We start from the raw sequence: 15,085 nt of genomic DNA, 5'->3' as shown, positions 1-15,085 counted from the left end.
AGAGGAATTTGGTTAGCTCAAGCTGCTGTGTGGATTAGCCAAAGGAGATAATTCTACCAAGACCTACAGAATTTTGACACTGGCAGTCTGAGTGTTAATCAGTATGGATGGATTAACATCTGGACGTCTATTTTAGGTCACTTCTTCACCCGATTTCCAGTTTTTTTTGACTCACCTCTCACTGCGTTGAAAACACGGCTGGACATTTTTCCTGACGGCGCTGGCAACCTCCGCATTTTTGTTTTGCTTTTTAGCGACCTTCTCGGTATAAAACGCGGCGCGCGGCTCATATAAAATAAGCGCTCGATGAACACATCGTGTCGCCACTTCCAGCCGGGTTAAGCAGTGAACTTTTAGCTTTGGCTTGTGGTCCGTTTCAGCAGAGGCGGCCGTGGAGGTGATACGAGATAATGAACCATCGTTTTCCGCTCATTCAGCGCAGCCGTTCTGGCGCGCATTTGATTCCCACCCGCACTTCCGGTCTAAACACCTGCCGATGTTATACCCATCTCGGTGCTTCTCAGGATTCCAGAGCCGGTCACGCTTTGTGAAAACTGAACAAGGGCGCTCTTGTTAATACAGGAGTTTTCTCGTGGTTTCGCCGAACCTTGTCATACAGAGTTCGGATACGTGTTTTACAATGATATGAATAAGAAACCGGTCGCACGGTCTGGATTTCAGCATACTCTGCTGGGAAATGGAGCCGTTAATGGGTTGTTATCGCCGTATAACGCTGCGATAGTAGTCAACTGTTTTACACTTAATACAAAGAGTTGAGGTTCGCTATGTCTGACGACATGTCTTCGCTTTCGCCTTCGTCAGCAGGCGAACAGGGTGTACTACGTTCTATGCAGGAGGTTGCGATGAGCTCCCAGGAAGCCAGCAAGATGCTGCGCACTTACAATATTGCCTGGTGGGGCAATAACTACTACGACGTCAACGAGCTGGGTCACATCAGTGTCTGCCCGGATCCGGACGTCCCGGAAGCGCGCGTGGATCTCGCTAAACTGGTGAAAGCCCGTGAAGCGCAGGGCCAGCGCTTGCCTGCACTGTTCTGCTTCCCGCAGATCCTGCAACATCGCCTGCGTTCTATTAACGCCGCGTTCAAACGTGCGCGCGAATCGTATGGTTATAACGGCGACTATTTCCTCGTTTATCCGATCAAGGTAAACCAGCACCGCCGCGTGATTGAGTCCCTGATCCACTCCGGCGAACCGTTGGGCCTGGAAGCAGGCTCTAAAGCGGAGTTGATGGCTGTCCTGGCCCACGCGGGCATGACCCGGTCGGTGATCGTCTGTAACGGCTATAAAGACCGTGAATATATTCGTCTGGCGCTAATTGGCGAGAAGATGGGCCACAAGGTCTATCTGGTGATCGAGAAGATGACCGAAATCGCGATTGTGCTGGAAGAGGCCGAGCGTCTGAACGTGATCCCTCGCCTTGGCGTGCGTGCGCGTCTGGCCTCGCAGGGATCCGGTAAGTGGCAGTCTTCCGGCGGTGAAAAATCCAAGTTCGGCCTCGCGGCGAACCAGGTGCTACAGCTGGTGGAAATTCTGCGCGAGCGCGGTCGTCTGGACAGCATTCAGCTGCTGCACTTCCACCTCGGCTCGCAGATGGCCAATATCCGCGACATCGCCACCGGCGTGCGTGAATCGGCACGTTTCTACGTTGAGCTGCATAAGCTCGGCGTGAATATTCAGTGCTTTGACGTGGGCGGCGGCCTGGGCGTGGACTACGAAGGGACCCGCTCGCAGTCTGACTGCTCGGTAAACTACGGCCTGAACGAATACGCTAACAACATCATCTGGGCGATTGGCGATGCCTGCGAAGAGCACGGCCTGCCGCATCCGACGGTGATCACCGAATCCGGCCGCGCGGTTACCGCGCACCATACGGTGCTGGTCTCTAACATCATCGGCGTTGAGCGTAGCGAAATCACCGAAGCCACACCTCCGGCAGACGATGCCCCGCGTTCTCTGCAAAGCATGTGGGAAACCTGGCAGGAGATGCACGAGCCGGGCACGCGTCGTTCCCTGCGCGAATGGCTACACGACAGCCAGATGGACCTGCACGATATTCACGTCGGCTATTCTTCGGGCACCTTTAGCCTGCAAGAGCGCGCGTGGGCCGAGCAGCTCTATCTGAATATGTGCCACGAAGTGCAGAAACAGCTCGACCCGAGCAACCGCGCGCACCGTCCAATTATCGACGAGTTGCAGGAGCGTATGGCGGACAAAATGTACGTCAACTTCTCCCTGTTCCAGTCGATGCCGGATGCCTGGGGTATAGACCAGCTGTTCCCGGTTCTGCCGCTGGAAGGGCTGAACCACGCTCCGGAGCGTCGCGCGGTGCTGCTGGACATCACCTGTGACTCCGATGGCGCGATTGATCACTATGTCGACGGTGACGGTATTGCCACAACCATGCCGATGCCGGAGTACGATCCGGAGAATCCGCCAATGCTGGGCTTCTTTATGGTGGGGGCGTATCAGGAGATCCTCGGCAATATGCACAACCTATTCGGCGATACCGAAGCGGTTGACGTGTTTGTCTTCCCTGACGGCAGCGTGGAGGTTGAGCTGTCCGACGAAGGGGACACCGTGGCGGACATGCTCGAATACGTTCAGCTGGATCCGAAAAAACTGCTCACCCAGTTCCGCGATCAGGTGAAAAATACCGGTCTGGACGATGCCTTGCAGCAGCAGTTCCTGGAAGAGTTTGAAGCAGGTCTGTACGGGTACACCTATCTGGAAGACGAGTAGGTAAAACGCCCTCTCTCTGTGGGAGAGGGTTGGGGTGAGGGCATCAGACCGCACAATGCCCTATACTCACTTGAACCCGTATGAATTAACGGCGATAATTCGCCCCAATATGCGATTTACGAATCAATCCCTTCCTCGTCGGGTTTAACGACGCGGAGGGGATTTTTTTTCATCTGTTTTTAATGTATCGACTTTATAAGAGGTCAGGACATGAGCACTTTAGGTCATCAGTACGATAACTCTCTGGTATCTAACGCGTTTGGTTTTTTACGCCTTCCGATGAACTTCCAGCCGTACGACAGCGACGCTGAGTGGGTGATCACCGGCGTACCGTTCGACATGGCAACGTCCGGTCGCGCGGGTGGACGTCATGGTCCGGCGGCGATCCGTCAGGTTTCCACTAACCTGGCCTGGGAGCACAACCGCTTCCCGTGGAACTTCGACATGCGCGAGCGCCTGAACGTGGTGGACTGCGGCGATCTGGTGTACGCCTTTGGCGACGCGCGTGAGATGAGCGAAAAATTGCAGGCGCACGCCGAGAAGCTGCTGGCGGCTGGTAAACGCATGCTCTCCTTCGGCGGCGACCACTTCGTCACACTGCCGCTGCTGCGCGCCCACGCGAAGCACTTCGGCAAAATGGCGCTGGTGCACTTCGATGCGCATACTGACACCTACGCGAACGGCTGTGAATTCGACCACGGCACCATGTTTTACACTGCGCCAAACGAAGGTCTGATCGACCCGAATCACTCCGTGCAGATCGGCATCCGTACCGAGTTCGACAAAGATAACGGCTTCACCGTGCTGGACGCAGGCCAGGTGAACGATCGCGGCGTGGACGATATCCTGGCTCAGGTTAAGCAGATCGTCGGCGATATGCCTGTGTACCTGACCTTTGATATCGACTGTCTGGATCCGGCATTTGCACCGGGTACCGGTACGCCGGTGATTGGCGGCCTGACGTCAGACCGCGCCATCAAGCTGGTGCGTGGCCTGAAGGATCTGAACATCGTCGGGATGGACGTGGTGGAAGTGGCTCCGGCCTATGACCAGTCCGAGATCACCGCGCTGGCCGCGGCGACCCTGGCACTAGAAATGCTCTACATCCAGGCGGCGAAAAAAGGCGAATAAGCCTTACGCGCTGATTGCTGCTGCGCGCCGCATGCGCAGCAGCAACATTCCCCCGGCAAGCAGGGTGACAACCTGCGAGACGACCAGCACCGAAAAGCCTGAACTGACCGACCCCACCGATCTCATCACCATCCCCATCAGCAGCGGAATAAACGCCGCGCAGATATTGCCGATCCCATTGATTATGCCGTAAGCGCTGCCCACCGCTTCCCGCGCGGCGTGATGCTGGATCACCGCCGGAATAGCCGCCCCCTGAAGCCCCCAGAAGACGTTAGCCGAAAGCATAAACAGCGCCAGCCAGGCAGGCTGATGGCTGAGCATCAGCGCGACCACGGACAGCGCCGTCATCGCCCCGCCCACCACAAACAGCACCGGTGCCTGTTCCGGACGCATTTTGTCGAGCAGCACGCCACCCAGAAACTTTGACCCCAGGCTGAGCAGGAAGGGGATCGCCGCAAGCCAGCCCGTGGCATGCAGCGAGAAGTGGTGCTCGTCACGCAGCCACGCGGGTAGCCAGGCGCTACTTCCCCAGAGATAGCTCAGGGTGGCGATTTCAACCACCATGATCCAGCCCAGCAGCGGCGTCTGCCAGGCCAGCGTGAAGGTGTGGACAAACCCCGGCTTTTTCGCGGTCGGGAGCTTGCGCGGCGCGGGCAGAAAACGCCAGATTAAGCCGCCGCCGAGGAGAAGGTTGATTGCCGCCAGTGCATAAAACGATCCGGCCCAGCCCAGATGTGCCATCAGCCAGGTCACCAGCGGAAAGCCCACGGCCAGACCGAGCGAGACGCCCAGCGCGGTCACGGCATTGGGTTTGCCGATCTCTTGCGCGCTAAAGTTATCGCTGATAAAGCGCGTTTTCAGTGAAAAAAGCGGTCCCTCCGCGATCCCCAGAACCACGCGGGCGATGAGCATTCCCGTCAGCGAGCCGAGCAAAGGCGAAACCGCGCAGACCGCGGCCCAAATCGCAATGCTGCTTAATAATCCCTGCCGATAATGAAGTTTGCTTTCAATAACCGGCGTTAATAATAAAGCAGAAAAGCCATAACCCAGGAGAAAGCAGGTCATGAGCAGACCCTGTAACATTCTGTTTTCATTTAACTGAAAATGTTCGGCAAATTCCGGGTTTAAAATCATTACCGAGATATTTACCCGATCGACGTACGAAATAATAATGAGTAATAAAAGCGCAATCGTGCCTTGCCATTTTGCCGTCATCATGTCCGCCTTACGTTTTTTGTAACTTATATTTTCATCAATGTGATTGTCACGGAGCTAAAATGGTTCACCTATGAAACTCTTTGTTTATTAAAAATAAATTTAAAACGAGTTTCACAGGTGAAACGCGAAACAGGTGACGCTCATTTATTTTTAAAGAGTAAAAAGAAAGGAAGTCAATATCTTTTATTCAAAATAAGAGGGCATTAAAAAAACGTATTTCTCACGCTGCAATAATGAAAATTTCATATCGCTGCATTTTTTCGTGATCCTTTGCACACTTAGTTAATTAATTACTCGCTGATTAACAAATTCGTCACATTCGCGCTTGACGAAACTTTCATCGCTTTTATATTGACCGTATTAAATAAGAAACAGAGTTTCATATATGAAACAAAAGCCTGGAGGATCGTGATGAGCTGGATAGGCGTATGTGACGCAGAACAAGTACAGGAAGATTTCCCTTTTAGCGGCAACGTCGACGGGAAAGAGATCGGCGTTTACCTGATCGACGGTGAATATTACGCGCTGGAGGACGTATGCCCACACGCCTATGCCCTGCTGAGCCAGGGCTTCGTGGAGGACGGCAAGGTGGAGTGTCCGCTCCACGAGGCGGTGTTCGACGTCAAAACCGGCCAGTGCCTCCACGGACCCGGGGGGCGCAACCTTAACCGCTACCCGGTTCGGGTTTTTGAAAACCAGATTCAGATTACCTTTGTCGAGGAGACCGTGGCATGAGCGACACTCTCAACTACAACCCGGCGCTGCCGGAAAGCCGTCAGTTTGCCCCACCGGCAGAGGGCGGTAACGGTGCGATCCATAAGCCGGGTGATTACCAGAACCTGATCTGGCAGACCCGCAGCCGCGAGCCGGAAAACTGGGAGATGAACCTGATCGCGACGCTGGAAGATCTCTTCGAGCAGGGCATTGAAACCTTGCCGGAGCTGGTGAACGGGCTGAACGCGGTGCGCATGCACGACCAGCAGGGCGAGCCGTGGAGCGAGGCCAGCTTCCAGGCATTCTTACAGGTTAACGGCTACTGAGGGCAACGCGATGACGACTACCGTACAACACTATCTCGATAAAGGTCTGCGCGGCCTCTGGTATCCGGTGCTGGCGAGCTGGGAAGTGCAGTCTGCGCCGGTGGGCATCACCCGCCTGGGCGAGCAGATTGTGGTCTGGCGCAACAAAGACGGCCAGGTGCAGGCGCTGGAGGACCGCTGTCCGCACCGCGGCGCGCGCCTGTCTATGGGCTGGAACCTTGGGGACCGCATCGCCTGCTGGTATCACGGCGTAGAGGTGGCGGGCAACGGCGAGGTGAAAGACGTGCCGGCCGTGGATAAATGCCCGCTGGTCGGCCAGCAGTGCGTGCGCAGCTATAACGTGCAGGAGGCGCACGGCGCCATCTTCCTCTGGTTTGGCGTTACCGCGGACCAGCAGCCGGACGAACTGACCTTCCCGGATGAACTCGCCGACACGGAAAACTTCAGCAACTTCCTCTGCACCGCCGCGTGGAAATGCAATTACCAGTACGCGCTGGAAAACGTCATGGACCCGATGCACGGCACCTATCTGCATTCGTCGTCGCACTCGATGGCGGAAGGGGATCGCAAGGCCGACATGGTGCTCCAGCCGACCAAAACCGGCTTCATCTTCGAGAAAAAAGGGCAGAGCGGCGTCAACTTCGACTGGGTGGAGCTGGGCAACAGCGGCACCTGCTGGATGCGTCTCTCCATTCCCTATAAGAAGCGTTTCGGACCGGGCGGCCACTTCTTTATCGTCGGCATGGTGGTGCCGGAAGATAACGACAATTGCCGCGTCTTCTTCTGGCGCATCCGCCGCGTACAGGGCTGGCAGCGCGATATGTGGCGCTTCATGTACCGCAACCGGCTGGAAAAACTGCACTGGGAAGTGCTGGAGCAGGACCGCGTGGTGCTGGAAAGCCTGGCGCCAAACGCCCGCGATCATGAATACCTGTATCAGCACGACGTTGGCCTCTCGCGCCTGCGCCGCATGATGCAAAAGGCCGCGAAAGAACAGCTGGCGATGCGTGAAGCACAGCAGGGAGCCGCCTGATGAACGGGCTGCTGAGCGGAAAGCGCATCGTGGTGACCGGCGCCGCGCGCGGGCTGGGCTACCACTTTGCCCAGGCCTGCGCGGAGCAGGGCGCGGCGGTGGTGATGTGCGACATCCTCAAAGGCGAGCTGGCCGAGAGCGCCCACCGGCTGCGCGAGCAGGGCTATGCGATCGAATCGCACGTTATCGATCTGGCCGATCCGCAGTCCATCGACCTGGTGTTCAGCGCCATTGGCGAGCAGGGGCAGATTGACGGCCTGGTGAACAACGCCGCGATGGCGACGGGCGTGGGCGGCAAACACATGCTCGATTACGATCCGGATCTCTGGGATCGGGTGATGAGCGTCAACGTCAAAGGCACCTGGCTGGTGACGCGCGCCGCGGTGCCGCTGCTGCGCGAGGGGGCGGGGATTGTGAACGTGGCGTCCGACACCGCGCTGTGGGGCGCGCCGCGCCTGATGGCCTACGTGGCCAGTAAGGGGGCGGTAATTGCGATGACCCGCTCGATGGCGCGCGAGCTGGGGGAAAAACGCATCCGAATCAACGCTATCGCGCCGGGCCTGACCCGCGTCGAGGCAACCGAATATGTGCCCGCAGAACGCCATCAGCTCTACGAAAATGGCCGCGCGTTAACGGGCGCGCAGCAGCCGGAAGATATCACCGGCAGCGTGGTCTGGCTGTTAAGCGATCTGTCGCGGTTTATCACCGGGCAGTTGATCCCGGTCAACGGCGGTTTTGTCTTTAACTAAGGTAGGGCGATGATGGCAAACGATCAGGAAGTGAAGTATCTGGTGCCGGGGCTGGAGCGCGGTTTACAGCTGCTGTTGGCCTTTGGCGAGCAGCATCGCGATCTGACCTTTGCCGAACTGCACCGGCTGGTGGATATGCCGAAGGCCACCGCCTACCGCGTGGTGCAGACGCTGGAGTATATGGGCTTTCTGGAGCGCAACGCGCGCACCAATACCTTCTCGCTGGGCATGAACGTGCTGCGGCTGGGCTTTGAGTACATCGCCTCGCTGGACGTGGCGCAGGTCGGCCAGCCGGTGATCGAGCAATTGCGCGACGTGAGCCAGTGCAGCAGCCACCTGGCGATCCGCGACGGGCGCGACATTATCTACATCGCCCGCGTCAGCGCCGCCGGGTCGCGCATCAACCAGGTCAGTATTGGTACCCGTCTGCCGGTGCACTGCACCTCGCTGGGCCGCATGCTATTGACCGATATTTCCCGCGCCGATTTCGAACAGCTGTTCCCGCACGAGCGCCTGCCGGGCAACGCGCCGGGGCAGCTTCACGACCGTGAAGCCCTGTGGCAGATGGTGCAGCAGGACAAAGCCCGGGGATATGTGATTGGCGAGTCTTTCTTCCGCCACGGCATCTCTTCCATCGTTTATCCGGTGTATGACCGAAGCGGCCGCGTGGCGGCGGTGGTCAGCATTCTGGTGCCGTCGGAGGAGATCCCGCAGACCGACCGCGAGCGGCTCCAGAACGAGGTTCGCCTCGCGGCGGATAAAATTTCTGGCTTCTTAGGGTACCTGTCACAGGCCAGTTAAATCAGTGAGTTAACGTCAGGCGCTTCAGTGCGTCGGGCATGTTTTACGCCCAATTTGGGCCAGATGAGGCAACGAACGATGAGTGTAACCGGAATTGAAAAGCTGGAATCTGGCGTGGAAGACCTGACCCACTGCGCCAAATTTATGCGTGATTTTGGCCTGACGGGCGATGCCAGCGGCCAGCGTTTCACCACCCTGAGCGGCGCGCGCGTGGAGCTTAACCCGATCGACAGCCCCGACCTGCCGCCCGCGTTTGAAGCGGGCAACACCCTGCGCCGCATGACCTGGGCGGTTGCCAGACAGTCTGATCTGGACGCGCTGCGCCCGAAGCTGGCGCAACAGCCAGGCTTTCGTGAAGTGGGCGATGCGCTGGAGTGCCTGGACCCGAACGGCATGACGCTGCGCGTGTAGGTCAGCCAGCAGAGCGACGTGGAGCTGAACGTCGAGCCGATTAACCAGTGGGGAGACGCTCGCCGCATCGACACGCCAAGCCCGGTCTACGATCGCGCCCAGCCGATCAACGTCGGGCACGTGGTGTTTTTCGTTGAGGAGCTGGCGGCAGTGGAGAAATTCTACCGCGAGGTGCTTGGCTTCCAGGTCTCGGACCGCTACATCAACCGCGCCGTGTTCCTGCGCTGCGGCGTACGCGGCGGCCATCACAACCTGTTCCTGCTGCAACTGCCGAACCGCAAGCGCGGCCTCAACCACGTGGCCTTCACCGTGCGCGACATCCACGAGGTGATCGGCGGCGGTATCGCGATGAATAAACATGACTGGAGCACCTTTATCGGGCCGGGCCGTCATCCGGTGTCGTCGGCCTATTTCTGGTACGTCAACAGCCCGACTGGCGGCGCGTTTGAGTATTACACCAACGATGATTACCTGACGGAAAACTGGCAGCCGCGCGAGCTGGAGCATTCGCTGGTCTCCTTCACCGAATGGGCGGTGGAAGGTGGGATTGACCACGACACGCGCCGCCAGCAGAAAAAGCCGGAGGCGGTATGACGTCGCGCATTGTCATTATCGGCGGCGGTCAGGCGGGCGGCTGGGCAGCTAAAACCCTGCGCGATGAGGGTTTCGACGGCGAGATTTGCGTGGTGGCGGAAGAAGCGTGGGATTTCTACGAACGGCCGCCGCTGTCGAAGGCGTCTCTGCTGGAGCCTGACGCTGCGCTCCCGCGGCTGTTTTCCGAAGCGGCACAGCAGGCGCTGGATCTGACCTGGTACCGCCCACTGCGTGCGGAGCAGATCGACCGCGAGGCAAAAACGGTGCGTTTAAGCAACGGTACGCATCTTAGTTACAACATTCTTTTGATTGCCACCGGAGGGCGGGCGCGTCTGCCGGGCGAGGCGTGGGCGGCGCATCCGCAGGTCTATACCCTGCGCCACTGGCAGGACGCGCAGCGTCTGAAGGGACGTCTGGCAGAGAGTCAAACCCTGGCGATTGTGGGCGGCGGCTGGATCGGCCTTGAGATTGCCGCTTCCGCGCGCAAAAACGACGTGGCGGTCACGCTGTTCGAGCAGCAGCCCGCGCTGTGCATGCGTTCGGTGAGTGGAGAGGTATCGCAACGCTTAGCGGCCATCCATCGCGAACAAGGGGTGGATATCCGTACCGGCTGCGGCGCGCTGGAGCTGGAGGACGACAATGGCCTGCCGGTTATTCACTGTGATGGCCAGCGCGAAACCTTTGATGCGGTGGTGGTGGGGATCGGCGTTGATCTCAATCTGGAACTGGCGCGCGATGCGGGGCTTCATACCGGGCGCGGGATCGTGGTGGATGCTCAGGGACGCACCTCGGATCCGTTCATCTTTGCGGCTGGCGATGTGGCGCAGCATCACCACTACGGCTTGTGCATTCAGTCGTGGGCATTTGCCCAGAATCAGGCGGTGGCGACGGCGAAAGCGATGCTAAATCCGGATGCGCCAGGCTACGACGATGCCCCGTGGCTGTGGTCGGATCAATACCAGCACAATATTCAGATCCTCGGCATTCCGCAGCCGGGCAGCAGCACGATAGTGCGTGAAGATTCGCTCTTCTTCTCGCTGGATGACAGCGGGCGACTGACGCAGCTGGTGGCGTTTAACGATGCGCGCACCGTCAAGCTGGCGAAGCGCTGGATGGCGGCAGGGCGGGATTTATCGGACGTACCGCTCGCTGACCCGACTTTTTCACTGATGTCATTGCGATAGCTAACCCGCACCCGTAGGGGGAGAGATGACCACACTAGAGACGAACACCGCGCCGGTTGAGGCGAGCGGTGAGGGGGCCCGCACGCCCGAAAAAGCGGTGCGCTGGGCCATCCCGCTGTCGCTGCTGGCCTGCGTGCTGCTGGCGTTTTTCGACAAAATCAGCATCGCGGCGCTCTTTTCGGATACCCATTTCCAGCAGGCGATGGGGATCGATTTCGACACCACGCGCCTCGGCATTTTGATGAGCGCCTTCCTGCTGAGCTATGGCTTCTCATCGGTGTTTTTAAGCGGTTTAGGCGACAAAATCGCGCCGCTGCGCCTGCTCACCGGGATGATGGCGGTGTGGTGCGTGCTGATGGTGGCGATGGGCTTTACCCATAACTACACGTTGATGATCGTCCTGCGCATCCTGCTGGGCGTGGCGGAAGGGCCGCTGTTCCCGCTGGCCTTCGCCATTGTGCGTCACAACTTTCCGCAGCATTTGCAGGCGCGCGCCACCATGCTGTGGCTGCTCGGCACGCCGGTGGGCGCGGCGATTGGTTTCCCGCTCTCCCTCTGGCTGCTGAACACCTTTGGCTGGCAGAGCACCTTCTTTGTGATGGCGATGCTTACCGTACCGGTGTTGATTTTCGTGCGCGTTGGTCTGCGTGGGATCCGCCTGGAGGCGAAGCCTGGCACCACGCAGGCGTCTCAGGATGAGCGGCGTGCCGCACGGCGCGAGCTGTTCGTCAGCCCGCACTTCTGGATCATCTGCATCTTTAACATCGCCTTCCTGACCTACCTGTGGGGCATCAACGGCTGGCTGCCTGGTTACCTCATCAAGGGCAAAGGTATCCATCTGGAGCACGCGGGCTGGCTGTCGTCGATGCCGTTCATCGCCATGCTGGCGGGGGAAGTGATTGGCGCGTGGCTCTCTGACCGGGTCGATAAGCGTGCGGCAGCCTGCTTTATCTCGATGGCGGGCGCGGCCGTCGGGCTGGCGGCGGTCATGCACCTTGATACACCGCTGGCCATCATCGCGGCGATGAGCTTCAGCACCTTTATGTTGGGCACTGGCGCACCCAACATTTTCGCCCTGCTGGCGAAGGCCACCCATCCACGAGTGAGCGCGACGGCGGGCGGCATATTCAACGGGCTGGGAAACTTTGCGGGCGCGCTGTCGCCGGCGGTGATGGGGGCGCTTATCGCCTTCACCCACAGCATGGATTCCGGGCTGATTTTTCTGGCGGTGATGGCGGCGGTGGGCTGCGTCCTGTTACTGCCGCTGCTGAGACGTTACTGAGGAGAGTGTCATGACTGATTCAACCGTAACCCATAAATCAGGCATCAAACCTGAGCACCTGACGATGGAAGAGTGGGTCGAGTCGCGCATCGCGCGCTTTGAAGGCCGTAAATACGACTGGAACGCGCTGAAGTTCCAGGCCGATTTTGATCCGAAATACCGCCGGGCGCAGATGCGCTACATCGGCACCGGCGCAACGGGCGTGGCGAACGACACCAACACCGTGCAGGCAGACCATTTCACCTTCTCCACCATGGTGCTGCCGTCGAAGTGCGAAGGGCCGCTGCACCTGCACGACGACGTGGAAGAGGTGTTCTTCATGCTGAAAGGCCAGATCACGCTGATGATCCAGGACGGTGAACACTATACCGAAACCGTGCTGCGCGAGCGTGACCTGATCTCCGTCCCGGCGGGTATCTATCGCGGCCTGTTTAACCATGGGGAAGAAGAGGCGCTGATGTGCGTGATGCTGGGAACCAACAAGCCGGAAATCCCGACCTATCCCGCCGATCATCCGCTTTCCAAAGTGAAGCGGAACTAGGGGGGCATGATGACGGGTTTTCGTGAACAGGGAAGCGGTATTCCACTGATGCTGCTGCATGGGATCAGCTCGGGTGCCGCCTCCTGGCATAAGCAGATGGCGCTGAAGGGTTTTCGCGTGCTGGCGTGGGACATGCCCGGTTATGGCGCAAGCCCGATGCTGGCCGTTGAGCGGGCAAATTCGGGAGATTACGCCGACGCGCTGGCGGCAATGCTGGATCGCGCCGGTGTCTGGCAGACGGTGCTGGTGGGACATTCCCTGGGGGCACTGGTGGTCAGCGCCTTTGCCGCGAAATTCCCGGATCGCGTCATTCATCTGGTGCTGGCCGACGCCGCGCAGGGTTACGGGCAGGCCGCGCCGGAGCAGCGGGAGCAGGTCTGGCGCAACCGCGAGCAGCAGATGGCGCTGGGCGGCGAAATCCTCGCCCAGACCCGCGCCGCGAAGCTGCTGCGCCCCGGCGCGCGCGCGGAAGATATCGCCACCGTCGCGGCGGGCATGCGGGCGCTGCGCCCGGAAGGCTATCTCGCTGCCGCGTGGATGCTGGCACATGACGACATTCACGGCTGGCTTAAACGCTACTCCGGCACGTTTGAGGTCTGGTGCGGCGAGCAGGATGCCATCACCCAGCCGGAACTGGTGCAGGGGCTGGCGCTGCGCTACGGCATGCCGTTTACCGCCATTCCCCAGGCCGGGCACGCCAGCTATCTCGATAACGCGGCGTTTTTTAATCAACAGCTATTACGTATTCACCAGGAGGTAGGCGATGAATGCACACATTGACGGACGCGTAGCGGTAGTCACCGGCGGATCGTCCGGCATTGGCTTTGAAACGCTGCGCCTGCTGCTGGGCGAGGGGGCAAAAGTGGCTTTCTGTGGCCGCGATCCGGACCGGCTCGCCAGCGCGCGCGCTGCGCTGCAAAACGACTACCCCCATGGGGAGATTTTCGCTTATCGCTGCGACGTGCTGAACGCCGACGAAGTGCAGGCCTTCGCGGATGCGGTGCAGGCGCGTTTTGGCGCGGCGGATATGCTGATCAACAACGCCGGACAGGGCTACGTGGCGCACTTCCAGGACACCCCGCGCGAGGCGTGGCTGCACGAAGCTGAACTCAAACTGTTCGGGGTAATTAACCCGGTGCAGGCGTTTCAGCCTCTGCTGGAGCGGTCCGACATCGCCTCCATTACCTGCGTGAACTCCCTGCTGGCGCTACAGCCGGAGGAGCACATGATCGCCACTTCTGCCGCCCGTGCCGCGCTGCTGAATATGACGCTGACGCTCTCAAAAGAGCTGGTGGGCAAAGGTATCCGCGTGAACTCCATTTTGCTCGGCATGGTGGAATCCGGGCAGTGGCAGCGCCGCTTTGAGAGCCGGACGGACAAAAGTCAGAGCTGGCCGGAGTGGACGGCGGATATCGCGCGCAAGCGCGGCATCCCGATGGCGCGTCTCGGCAAGCCGCAGGAGCCCGCGCAGGCGCTGCTGTTCCTCGCCTCGCCGCTGGCCTCGTTTACCACCGGTGCGGCGCTGGACGTTTCCGGCGGCTTCTGCCGCCATCTGTAAGGACACATCATGAAAAAAATCATGTTAATTGGCTTTGGCGCGATGGCGCAGGCGGTAATTGAGCGCCTGCCTGCTGGCGTCAGCATCGGCTGGATCGTAGCGCGCGAGGCTCACCACGAGGCTATTCGCGCGCAGTTCGGTGGTGTGGTGGCGGCGCTGGTCTCGCCGGTGGACTGCGCAGAAGCGCCTGACCTCGTGCTGGAGTGCGCCAGCCAGCAGGCGGTGGCGCAGTACGGCGAGGACATTCTGCGTCGCGGCTGGCATCTGGCGGTGATCTCCACCGGCGCGCTGGCGGACAGCGCGCTGGAGCAGCGTCTGCTCAGTGCTGGCGGCAAGCTGACGCTGCTCTCCGGCGCGGTTGCCGGTATCGACGGGCTGGCGGCGGCGAAAGAGGGCGGGCTGGAACGCGTGACCTATCAGTCGCGCAAAAGCCCGGCCAGCTGGCGCGGCAGTTATGCTGAGCAGCTAATCGACCTTAACGCGGTGTCTGAGGCGAGCATTTTCTTTGAAGGCAGCGCCCGCGAGGCGGCGCGTCTGTTCCCCGCGAACGCCAACGTGGCGGCGACGGTGGCGCTCGGTGGCGTCGGGATGGACGAGACGCGCGTGCAGCTGATGGTCGACCCGGCCACCAGACGCAACACCCACACGCTGCACGTCGAAGGACTGTTCGGCGAGTTCCATCTTGAGCTGAGCGGGCTGCCGCTGGCGTCTAACCCTAAAACCTCCACCCTTGCAGCACTGAGCGCGGTACGCGCCTGCCGCGAGCTGGCCCTGAGCTGAG

General features: G+C 59.7%; 16 protein-coding genes and 1 pseudogene. 16 read left to right on the top strand and 1 reads right to left on the bottom strand.

The features are described 5' to 3' along the window. Positions 1 to 410 precede the first annotated feature (410 nt). The 4 genes from G6Q29_RS21890 (at position 411) to speB (ending at position 3,893) form a co-directional block, all read left to right on the top strand. Positions 411 to 551, top strand: a complete 141-nt coding sequence (locus tag G6Q29_RS21890) for a hypothetical protein (protein WP_418235904.1) — start codon at positions 411 to 413, stop codon at positions 549 to 551. Positions 552 to 645: 94 nt separating this feature from the next. Further along, positions 646 to 777: an acid stress response protein YqgB gene (gene yqgB / locus G6Q29_RS15235; protein ID WP_057979949.1), complete on the top strand. Its 132-nt coding sequence runs from the start codon at positions 646 to 648 to the stop codon at positions 775 to 777. 8 nt (positions 778 to 785) lie between these two features. Beyond that, positions 786 to 2,762 (top strand): biosynthetic arginine decarboxylase, encoded by a 1,977-nt coding sequence (gene speA / locus G6Q29_RS15230; protein WP_022649348.1) that lies wholly within the window; start codon positions 786 to 788, stop codon positions 2,760 to 2,762. A 210-nt stretch (positions 2,763 to 2,972) separates the two neighbouring features. Next, entirely contained in the window at positions 2,973 to 3,893 is a 921-nt protein-coding gene (gene speB, locus G6Q29_RS15225; RefSeq protein ID WP_148400594.1) for an agmatinase, read from the top strand. Positions 3,894 to 3,896: 3 nt separating this feature from the next. On the opposite strand, the gene G6Q29_RS15220 is transcribed toward speB, so the two are convergent. Then, positions 3,897 to 5,108, bottom strand: coding sequence for an MFS transporter (locus G6Q29_RS15220; RefSeq protein WP_165466323.1), 1,212 nt, complete (start codon positions 5,106 to 5,108; stop codon positions 3,897 to 3,899). A 414-nt stretch (positions 5,109 to 5,522) separates the two neighbouring features. On the opposite strand from G6Q29_RS15220, the gene G6Q29_RS15215 reads away from it, so the two are divergent. The 12 genes and pseudogenes from G6Q29_RS15215 (at position 5,523) to G6Q29_RS15160 (ending at position 15,084) form a co-directional block, all read left to right on the top strand. Further along, entirely contained in the window at positions 5,523 to 5,846 is a 324-nt protein-coding gene (locus G6Q29_RS15215; protein ID WP_003860044.1) for a Rieske (2Fe-2S) protein, read from the top strand. Further along, on the top strand, positions 5,843 to 6,151 hold the full coding sequence (locus G6Q29_RS15210) for a recombinase-like helix-turn-helix domain-containing protein (protein ID WP_165466274.1): 309 nt from the start codon (positions 5,843 to 5,845) through the stop codon (positions 6,149 to 6,151). The genes G6Q29_RS15215 and G6Q29_RS15210 overlap by 4 nt, the downstream gene beginning before the upstream one ends. A gap of 10 nt (positions 6,152 to 6,161) precedes the next feature. After that, positions 6,162 to 7,184: an aromatic ring-hydroxylating oxygenase subunit alpha gene (locus tag G6Q29_RS15205; protein WP_017692695.1), complete on the top strand. Its 1,023-nt coding sequence runs from the start codon at positions 6,162 to 6,164 to the stop codon at positions 7,182 to 7,184. Next, a complete protein-coding gene (locus tag G6Q29_RS15200) occupies positions 7,184 to 7,933 on the top strand; it encodes an SDR family oxidoreductase (RefSeq protein ID WP_165466273.1) in 750 nt (249 codons plus the stop codon). The genes G6Q29_RS15205 and G6Q29_RS15200 overlap by 1 nt, the downstream gene beginning before the upstream one ends. 12 nt (positions 7,934 to 7,945) lie before the next feature. Further along, a complete protein-coding gene (locus G6Q29_RS15195) occupies positions 7,946 to 8,734 on the top strand; it encodes an IclR family transcriptional regulator (protein WP_165466322.1) in 789 nt (262 codons plus the stop codon). A gap of 78 nt (positions 8,735 to 8,812) precedes the next feature. Next, positions 8,813 to 9,739, top strand: a pseudogene (locus tag G6Q29_RS15190) (VOC family protein). Further along, positions 9,736 to 10,923 (top strand): NAD(P)/FAD-dependent oxidoreductase, encoded by a 1,188-nt coding sequence (locus tag G6Q29_RS15185; protein ID WP_165466272.1) that lies wholly within the window; start codon positions 9,736 to 9,738, stop codon positions 10,921 to 10,923. Before G6Q29_RS15190 ends, G6Q29_RS15185 begins: the two are co-directional and overlap by 4 nt. A gap of 25 nt (positions 10,924 to 10,948) precedes the next feature. After that, positions 10,949 to 12,205, top strand: a complete 1,257-nt coding sequence (locus tag G6Q29_RS15180; RefSeq protein ID WP_165466271.1) for an MFS transporter — start codon at positions 10,949 to 10,951, stop codon at positions 12,203 to 12,205. 10 nt (positions 12,206 to 12,215) lie between these two features. Next, positions 12,216 to 12,746 (top strand): cupin domain-containing protein, encoded by a 531-nt coding sequence (locus G6Q29_RS15175; RefSeq protein ID WP_165466270.1) that lies wholly within the window; start codon positions 12,216 to 12,218, stop codon positions 12,744 to 12,746. Positions 12,747 to 12,755: 9 nt separating this feature from the next. Next, entirely contained in the window at positions 12,756 to 13,526 is a 771-nt protein-coding gene (locus G6Q29_RS15170) for an alpha/beta fold hydrolase (protein WP_165466321.1), read from the top strand. Beyond that, on the top strand, positions 13,510 to 14,304 hold the full coding sequence (locus G6Q29_RS15165; protein ID WP_165466269.1) for an SDR family oxidoreductase: 795 nt from the start codon (positions 13,510 to 13,512) through the stop codon (positions 14,302 to 14,304). Before G6Q29_RS15170 ends, G6Q29_RS15165 begins: the two co-directional genes overlap by 17 nt. A 9-nt stretch (positions 14,305 to 14,313) precedes the next feature. After that, the gene (locus tag G6Q29_RS15160) at positions 14,314 to 15,084 is read left to right on the top strand and encodes an aspartate dehydrogenase (RefSeq protein ID WP_165466268.1); all 771 of its coding nucleotides are present in this window, start codon (positions 14,314 to 14,316) and stop codon (positions 15,082 to 15,084) included. Position 15,085 lies beyond the last annotated feature (1 nt).

This window comes from Enterobacter cloacae (assembly GCF_011078175.1).
GTDB classification, from domain to species: domain Bacteria; phylum Pseudomonadota; class Gammaproteobacteria; order Enterobacterales; family Enterobacteriaceae; genus Enterobacter; species Enterobacter cloacae_Q.
This window is presented reverse-complemented; position numbering and strand designations above follow the sequence as displayed.

Excerpts from the sequence above, each read along its gene's own strand:
- G6Q29_RS21890 (WP_418235904.1), top strand. The coding sequence starts at position 411 with ATGAACCATCGTTTTCCGCTCATTCAGCGCAGCCGTTCTGGCGCGCAT.
- yqgB (WP_057979949.1), top strand. The coding sequence starts at position 646 with ATGAATAAGAAACCGGTCGCACGGTCTGGATTTCAGCATACTCTGCTG.
- speA (WP_022649348.1), top strand. The coding sequence starts at position 786 with ATGTCTGACGACATGTCTTCGCTTTCGCCTTCGTCAGCAGGCGAACAG.
- speB (WP_148400594.1), top strand. The coding sequence starts at position 2,973 with ATGAGCACTTTAGGTCATCAGTACGATAACTCTCTGGTATCTAACGCG.
- G6Q29_RS15220 (WP_165466323.1), bottom strand. The coding sequence starts at position 5,108 with ATGACGGCAAAATGGCAAGGCACGATTGCGCTTTTATTACTCATTATT.
- G6Q29_RS15215 (WP_003860044.1), top strand. The coding sequence starts at position 5,523 with ATGAGCTGGATAGGCGTATGTGACGCAGAACAAGTACAGGAAGATTTC.
- G6Q29_RS15210 (WP_165466274.1), top strand. The coding sequence starts at position 5,843 with ATGAGCGACACTCTCAACTACAACCCGGCGCTGCCGGAAAGCCGTCAG.
- G6Q29_RS15205 (WP_017692695.1), top strand. The coding sequence starts at position 6,162 with ATGACGACTACCGTACAACACTATCTCGATAAAGGTCTGCGCGGCCTC.
- G6Q29_RS15200 (WP_165466273.1), top strand. The coding sequence starts at position 7,184 with ATGAACGGGCTGCTGAGCGGAAAGCGCATCGTGGTGACCGGCGCCGCG.
- G6Q29_RS15195 (WP_165466322.1), top strand. The coding sequence starts at position 7,946 with ATGGCAAACGATCAGGAAGTGAAGTATCTGGTGCCGGGGCTGGAGCGC.
- G6Q29_RS15185 (WP_165466272.1), top strand. The coding sequence starts at position 9,736 with ATGACGTCGCGCATTGTCATTATCGGCGGCGGTCAGGCGGGCGGCTGG.
- G6Q29_RS15180 (WP_165466271.1), top strand. The coding sequence starts at position 10,949 with ATGACCACACTAGAGACGAACACCGCGCCGGTTGAGGCGAGCGGTGAG.
- G6Q29_RS15175 (WP_165466270.1), top strand. The coding sequence starts at position 12,216 with ATGACTGATTCAACCGTAACCCATAAATCAGGCATCAAACCTGAGCAC.
- G6Q29_RS15170 (WP_165466321.1), top strand. The coding sequence starts at position 12,756 with ATGACGGGTTTTCGTGAACAGGGAAGCGGTATTCCACTGATGCTGCTG.
- G6Q29_RS15165 (WP_165466269.1), top strand. The coding sequence starts at position 13,510 with ATGAATGCACACATTGACGGACGCGTAGCGGTAGTCACCGGCGGATCG.
- G6Q29_RS15160 (WP_165466268.1), top strand. The coding sequence starts at position 14,314 with ATGAAAAAAATCATGTTAATTGGCTTTGGCGCGATGGCGCAGGCGGTA.